Genomic DNA, 6,667 nt, shown 5'->3' with positions numbered 1-6,667 from the left:
TTTTATTTCTTCCGGAAGGCCTAGTAATACTTGGCATTATCGGTATATATCATTTTTTCTTTAGTCCGTTGAGATAGGTGCTGTCCCGTTCTTTCTTTAAGGCGATGACCGGATCTATCTCTTCGTTGGGAATAGTGAGCGACAACACATATTGTGCGATCTTCCATTTGCCATTTTCCTTTATAAGTACTCCCGAGCCTCTGCAAAGTTGCATCCAGGTATCCAGAAGCTCATCGAACCACGCTACCTTTCCGGAAGGATCGAGGTAGATATTTCTTTCTACCGCCTTAAAATTCCAGGCTTTTCCCTGATCAAAATAAGGCTTAGAGAACGTCATAAATTCTGTTTTGTTCCATATTTCGGCTGCATCGGTGCCAATAAAAATTGCATCCTCAGTGAGCAGTTCAAAATAGTTTACAAAATTGGCCTCTCCGGCAGCTTTGTGCCAGTTGTCTAAAGTAAGTTGAATACTCTCTTTTTCCGAAGTTTGACCTTGTATTTTCCCCAGAATAAGAAGGGTTACGAAAATTAACAGCAGTTTATTCATCCGATAGTAATTGAGTATCCAAGGTGTTATTCACCAGTACATTAAATTGAGTACGCATGGCATTATAGGCATTTATCAGCTCTACAGCTGGTTCTGTGGCATCTACGCGGTATTCAACAGCGGCCTTGGTTTTTAAAATAAAAGTCTTCATCACTCTTTGTCTGCCCCTCACTTGTGGCAGATCGAAAGCAGCCGGATATGCAGACTCTTCCAACAGCTTTTGCCTTTCTACAAGATCGTCTAAGACTAATGCAAGGTCTTCTGCATTCTCAACCGTGTACAAGGCATCGAAACCCGTATTCAAGGAGTTGAATTCTATCCAACTCTTTGTGAGATCGCTGGCCTTTGCATTCAATAGTACCCTTTGAGGTAAAACAGTAAGTTGCAGAAATGGTTGTTCTTTCTGGCTTTCTGTTGTGGCCCCGCCAGACTCCCGACAGGATACGGTAAAGAGCAAAAGAAGGCAAATAGACAATATTATTCTCATAGAACGAATGTACAAATTTTAATAAAAGCTATCTTTGACTTCAACTTCAATAATTCATTTCTCCTTGACAAAATCAATTCTTATTATAGGGGCCTGTGGCCAAATCGGAACAGAACTGACACTGGCTCTTCGTGAAAAATATGGGGATGTGAATGTTATTGCGAGTGATATACGAGAAGGAACAGATGTATTAATGAAATCCGGGCCTTTTGAGATCCTGGACGCCACCAATTATGATGCACTGGAGGATATAGTAATGCATTATGAAGTAGAAGAGGTTTATTTAATGGCCGCCATGTTGAGTGCAACAGCCGAGAAATTTCCGGAACGTGCCTGGACCCTTAACATGAATTCCCTTTTTAATACGTTGAATCTCGCCAAGGAAAAGAAGATAGATAAATTATTCTGGCCTTCGAGTATTGCGGTCTTTGGCAGCAATACACCCAAAGAACAAACACCTCAGCATACCTTAATGGAGCCCAGTACCGTGTATGGTATTAGCAAACAGACAGGAGAGCGCTGGTGTGCTTATTATCATGCCAAATATGGGGTTGATGTTCGCAGTGTACGCTTTCCCGGGCTTATCAGTTGGAAAACACAACCCGGAGGGGGCACCACAGATTACGCTGTTGAAATTTACGTCAAGGCCCTGGAAAAAGGGAGCTACAGCTGTTTCCTTAAAAAAGGCACCAAATTACCCATGATGTTCATGGACGATGCCATTAGGGCGGCTATTGAATTAATGGAGAGTGATGGTGCTAAACTTTCTATACGGTCCTCATACAATTTAGGGGCCATGAGCTTTGCTCCGGAGGAGATCGCCGAAAGTATTCAGGCGGTGATCCCTACCTTCACGATCTCCTACAATCCGGATTTCAGGCAGGCGATAGCGGATTCCTGGCCAAGCAGCATAGATGATTCTCAGGCAAGAAAAGATTGGGGTTGGAGTCCGGAATTTGACCTGGCCCGAACCACCGCAGAAATGCTGGAAAATCTCAGATAACTTGTTTCCGAGCTTCCTTTTCATCAATACCAACTAAACAAGGTATGATTCGGCAGGATTAACCAGAAAGCGTCCATTCAGTGCTTCCCTGCCAAGGAGCATCTTATACTCCATATTCTCTCTGTTAGCGAGGGTAAGTTCTATCTCAAAGGTGGTCTCCCCAATAGTCAATGGGGTTTTAATGATTAACCTTTTTTCGGAATTCTCATTAGAGGTCTTTACAGTTCTACGCGTCAGTACAGGGGTTTCACAAATGAAGGAAAGTTGCTTCTCATCCTGGTCAAAAGCAACTTCAAACCGTACCCATTTTACCTTTTTTTTCCTGAAAACCTCAATCTTGGTAGCGTGCAAAGAGGAGGTTTGTGCACCGGTATCTATACGGGCGTCTATGGCAGGAATTTCAAATTCTTTTAACGCACAACATTCTACACTACCTATGATCTTTAACATTTCATTTTGGGTATAATAGCAATTTAGAAGGTCATCCCTTTTTTTTGGGGTACCTAGTTGAAGAATGTTTAGGAGGCAAAAACCTGCTCGTTTCCTTTAAATCTTTTGAATTCTACCACATAACCGTTGGGATCCTCAATAAAAAAGGAGGTGTGTTCTCCCTTCTTATCCTTTAGGAAAGTTGTAGCCACCGTGGATTTTTCACTTTTTTCAGAAAGACGTTTTAAAACAGTATCCCAGGTCTTCTCATCTAGAATGACTCCAAAATGGAAGGAAGGAAGCACGGTATCTTCAAATTTATAGGACTTGTATATGAAAGAAAATTCGCCCGACTTGGTGAAAGTGATCTGATTTCCGAACAAGTCGATGTCTACCCATTGAGTGGAATGTCGCCCTATTTTAGCACCAATGGTGTCAATATAGAAATTCTTGGTCTTTGTAACACTGTAACAAGGCAGGGATACATGAAAAGCACTGTGTTTCATATGATATCACTTAGATTGTCTAGTCTTCGCTATCATCATCTTCTTCTTCATCCTTGATCTCTACGTCTGGGATGGCATCCGGATCATCGTCGTCAAAATCCTCATAGTCATCCTCATCATAATTGGCCATGGTGACCTCCAGCTTGGCACTGATCTTTACCAGATATTTTGTGTCGTCTGTGGTGACTTCCACCGCTTCAATACGTTCACCACTGGCATTCTTGAAGGTGATGATATGTGCGTCATCATATCCATCAGGATATCTTTCCACCAGAAGCTTTAAAACCTCCGGGGTCAGTTTTTTAAAATCTACTATGACTCTTTTTAAATTATCCATAATTACATGTCTAAAAGATAAGCAAAAATTAGAGGCGCAACAATAGTAGCATCGCTCTCGATTATAAATTTTGGGGTCTCAATTCCCAATTTTCCCCAGGTGATCTTTTCATTAGGCACGGCGCCAGAATAACTCCCATAACTGGTGGTACTATCGCTTATTTGACAAAAATAACTCCAGAAGGGCGTATCTGTTCTTTCCATATCCTGATAGAGCATTGGCACCACACAAATGGGAAAGTCGCCTGCAATTCCTCCGCCTATCTGAAAGAATCCTATTCCTTTTTCAGAGTTAGCGGTATACCAATCTGCCAGGAAGGTCATGTATTCTATCCCCGATTTCATTGTAGAGGCCTTTAATTCTCCTTTAAGGACATAGGAGGCAAAAATGTTCCCCATGGTACTATCTTCCCATCCCGGGCAAATAATTGGCAGGTTCTTTTCCGCCGCCGCATACATCCATGAATCCTTAAGATCTATCTCATAATGTTCTTCTAAAACGCCAGAAAGCAACATTTGGTACATAAACTCGTGAGGGAAATAACGTTTGCCCGAGGCTTCGGCATCCTTCCATATCTTATGAATATGTTTTTGCAATCTCCTAAAAGCTTCTTCTTCAGGGATACAAGTATCTGTTACTCTGTTCAGCCCTTTTTCCAAGAGGTCCCACTCTTCCTGTGGGGTAAGATCACGATAATTTGGTACTCGTTTGTAATGTGAATGTGCTACCAGGTTCATGATGTCTTCCTCCAGATTGGCCCCGGTACACGAAATGATATGCACTTTATCCTGGCGGATCACCTCGGCAAAGATCTTACCCAATTCCGCAGTACTCATAGCCCCGGCGAGGGACACCAACATTTTTGCACCATGCTCCAGTTGCTGTTCATACCCCTTAGCGGCATCTACCAAAGCAGCCGCATTAAAATGCAAATAGTACTTTGAAATAAACTTTGAAATGGGTCCCTTATTCATCTTCGTCATCAAATTTAGAAGCGGATGGAGTCCCGGCATTTCCGCTCAGGTCATAGGTATTGTCATACTCATCCTCCACTGCTTCATTCATGAATTTATAACTTAGCATTTTGTAATACAACTTCGCTGCCACAAAATTTGAGGATCTGTCCTGAGCGTTTGGACACAACTCTACCAGATCGAAGCCTACCACATTCTTTTCCTCAAAAACCTGCTTTAGAAACTCCAGGGTTTCATACCATAAAAGTCCTCCTGGTTCCGGCGTGCCTGTAGAGGGTAAGATAGAAGGATCCAAGGCATCCAGATCGAAGGTGATAAAGACGTTCTCTGTCAACAAATCAACCACCTTATCCATCCAGTATTCATCGTCTACCATTTCATGGGCAAAAAAGGTCTTTTCTGTATCCATCAAGGTCATTTCAATGGCGTCCATACTTCGAATCCCAACCTGCACCAAGTTGGTGTTCTGGCTTGCTTCATATACTGCACAGGCATGGTTGTATGGAGTGCCGTCATATGATTCCCGCAGATCAGCATGCGCATCTATATGTAATACTGTAAGATTGTCAAAACACTCATTGAAGGCTCTTATAGAACCAATAGACAACGAGTGTTCCCCTCCTACCAGGGTAACAAATTTGTTCCGTTTGATATACTCCTTAGTTCTATTATGGACACTATTTACCATGGCTTCGGGAGAAGATAGTTCAGCAATGGCATCTGCAACATAGACTCCTTGTTGATATACTTCCGTATCGGTTTCTATGTCGTATAATTCCATGTTTTCTGAGGCTTCCAACAGCGCCTCGGGGCCCTTATCGGCTCCTTTTCCCCAGGTACTGGTGCCGTCATAGGGAACGGGAATAAGAACCACTTTCGATTTCTCTAATTGTGCGAATTCATCCGGTATACCGGCATAATTCCTAGTTGTCTTCATATCCTAAAATTTTAAGCAATTCTGATGCTTTCTGTTGTTCACTAAATAATTTGGTAACCAATTTGCCATCCTTATCCCTGTCTATCAGCAAATGCTTTGGTGTAGGGATAAGACAGTGTTGCAGCCCCCCAAAACCTCCAATAGATTCCTGGTAGGCCCCTGTATTAAAAAAGCCAATATACAAGGGTTTTTCCTTTTTAAACTTCGGCAGGTAGATGGCATTCATATCCTGAATACTGTTGTAGTAATCATCGCTGTCGCAGGTTAGCCCGCCCAACAAAACGCGTTCATATTCATCGTGCCACCTGTTGATGGGCAGCATAATAAACCGCTTGTTAATGGCCCAGGAATCAGGTAAAGTGGTTATAAAAGAAGAGTCGATCATATTCCATTTTTCACGATCGTTCTGTTGTTTTTGATAGAGCACTTCATAAATAGCGCCCCCACTCTCTCCAACCGTAAAACTGCCAAATTCTGTAAAAATATTAGGTACAGGAATATCGGCCTCCTTACAGGAAATATTGATCTGGTTAATGATCTCGTCTACCATGTACTCGTAATCATAGTCGAATGCCAGCGAATTTTTAGTGGGAAAACCGCCGCCAATGTTTAAACTGTCCAAAGAAGGACAAAGTTTGCGCAGACGTACGTATACCTTCAGACATTTAACCAGTTCATTCCAATAATAGGCGTTGTCTCTGATGCCGGTATTGATAAAGAAGTGAAGCATTTTTAATTCTACCTTTTCATTATCCCGGATCTGATTCTCGTAAAAGGGAACTATGTTTCTATACCCAATCCCCAAACGGGAGGTATAAAACTCAAACTTGGGTTCTTCCTCTGAGGCAATTCGTATCCCAATCTTAAAGGGATCATTAATGGCTTCGCTAAGCAGATCTATCTCCTCAAAATTGTCTATAATTGGAATGCAATTCTGATGGCCTTTATTGATCAGATCCGCTATGTTCTGTATGTACAGATCTCTTTTAAATCCATTACAGATCACATAGGTAGAATCCTTGATCTTTCCTTCTATCTTAAGCTGATTTACAATGTTGATATCAAAGGCCGAGGACGTTTCAATATGAATATCATTCTTAAGCGCCTCATGCAGCACATATTCAAAGTGCGAGCTTTTTGTACAATAACAATAGATGTACTTCCCCTTATAATTATGCCTTTCTATGGCCTTGGCAAACCACTCTTTGGCCCGTTGGATATTCTTGGAGATCTTGGGCAAGTAGGTGAATTTTAAAGGCGACCCGTATTGCTCTACCAAAGACATTAAAGGGATATCATGAAAACGCAGGAGGTCCTCATCGAGCGTAAACTCTTCCTGAGGAAAATAATAAGTTTGATCTATAAGATCACTGTATTTTATGTTCATTTAGCGAAAGTGTGGAAATTACGAAGTTTTATATAAGCTTGCTAATGCTACATTAGGGTT

The 6,667-nt window shown here is 41.8% G+C and carries 9 protein-coding genes; 1 reads left to right on the top strand and 8 read right to left on the bottom strand.

The genetic code is table 11. The features are described from left to right. Nucleotides 1-49: 49 nt before the first annotated feature. Both WBM49_RS12465 and WBM49_RS12460 read right to left on the bottom strand, forming a co-directional pair. Nucleotides 50-547: a nuclear transport factor 2 family protein gene (locus WBM49_RS12465; protein WP_424372380.1), complete on the bottom strand. Its 498-nt coding sequence runs from the start codon at nt 545-547 to the stop codon at nt 50-52. Then, entirely contained in the window at nt 540-1,034 is a 495-nt protein-coding gene (locus tag WBM49_RS12460) for a hypothetical protein (protein ID WP_424372379.1), read from the bottom strand. Before WBM49_RS12460 ends, WBM49_RS12465 begins: the two co-directional genes overlap by 8 nt. A 64-nt stretch (nt 1,035-1,098) precedes the next feature. Between WBM49_RS12460 and WBM49_RS12455 the strand changes: the two genes are divergently transcribed. Continuing rightward, nucleotides 1,099-2,037, top strand: coding sequence for an NAD-dependent epimerase/dehydratase family protein (locus tag WBM49_RS12455; RefSeq protein ID WP_424372378.1), 939 nt, complete (start codon nt 1,099-1,101; stop codon nt 2,035-2,037). A gap of 33 nt (nt 2,038-2,070) precedes the next feature. On the opposite strand, the gene WBM49_RS12450 is transcribed toward WBM49_RS12455, so the two are convergent. The 6 genes from WBM49_RS12450 to WBM49_RS12425 form a co-directional block, all read right to left on the bottom strand. Beyond that, nucleotides 2,071-2,487, bottom strand: a complete 417-nt coding sequence (locus WBM49_RS12450) for an ATP-dependent zinc protease (protein WP_424372377.1) — start codon at nt 2,485-2,487, stop codon at nt 2,071-2,073. 68 nt (nt 2,488-2,555) lie between these two features. Continuing rightward, the gene (locus tag WBM49_RS12445; protein WP_424372376.1) at nt 2,556-2,972 is read right to left on the bottom strand and encodes a VOC family protein; all 417 of its coding nucleotides are present in this window, start codon (nt 2,970-2,972) and stop codon (nt 2,556-2,558) included. Between the two features lie 19 nt (nt 2,973-2,991). Beyond that, on the bottom strand, nt 2,992-3,309 hold the full coding sequence (locus WBM49_RS12440) for a hypothetical protein (protein WP_424372375.1): 318 nt from the start codon (nt 3,307-3,309) through the stop codon (nt 2,992-2,994). A 2-nt stretch (nt 3,310-3,311) separates the two neighbouring features. Beyond that, the gene (locus WBM49_RS12435; protein WP_424372374.1) at nt 3,312-4,283 is read right to left on the bottom strand and encodes a deoxyhypusine synthase family protein; all 972 of its coding nucleotides are present in this window, start codon (nt 4,281-4,283) and stop codon (nt 3,312-3,314) included. Next, nucleotides 4,276-5,220, bottom strand: coding sequence for an agmatinase (gene speB / locus WBM49_RS12430; RefSeq protein ID WP_424372373.1), 945 nt, complete (start codon nt 5,218-5,220; stop codon nt 4,276-4,278). Before speB ends, WBM49_RS12435 begins: the two co-directional genes overlap by 8 nt. Continuing rightward, a complete protein-coding gene (locus WBM49_RS12425) occupies nt 5,207-6,607 on the bottom strand; it encodes an arginine decarboxylase (protein ID WP_424372372.1) in 1,401 nt (466 codons plus the stop codon). The genes speB and WBM49_RS12425 overlap by 14 nt, the downstream gene beginning before the upstream one ends. Between the last annotated feature and the right edge of the window lie 60 nt (nt 6,608-6,667).

The organism is Muriicola sp. (genome assembly GCF_049669965.1).
Lineage (GTDB): Bacteria > Bacteroidota > Bacteroidia > Flavobacteriales > Flavobacteriaceae > Muriicola.
This window is presented reverse-complemented; position numbering and strand designations above follow the sequence as displayed.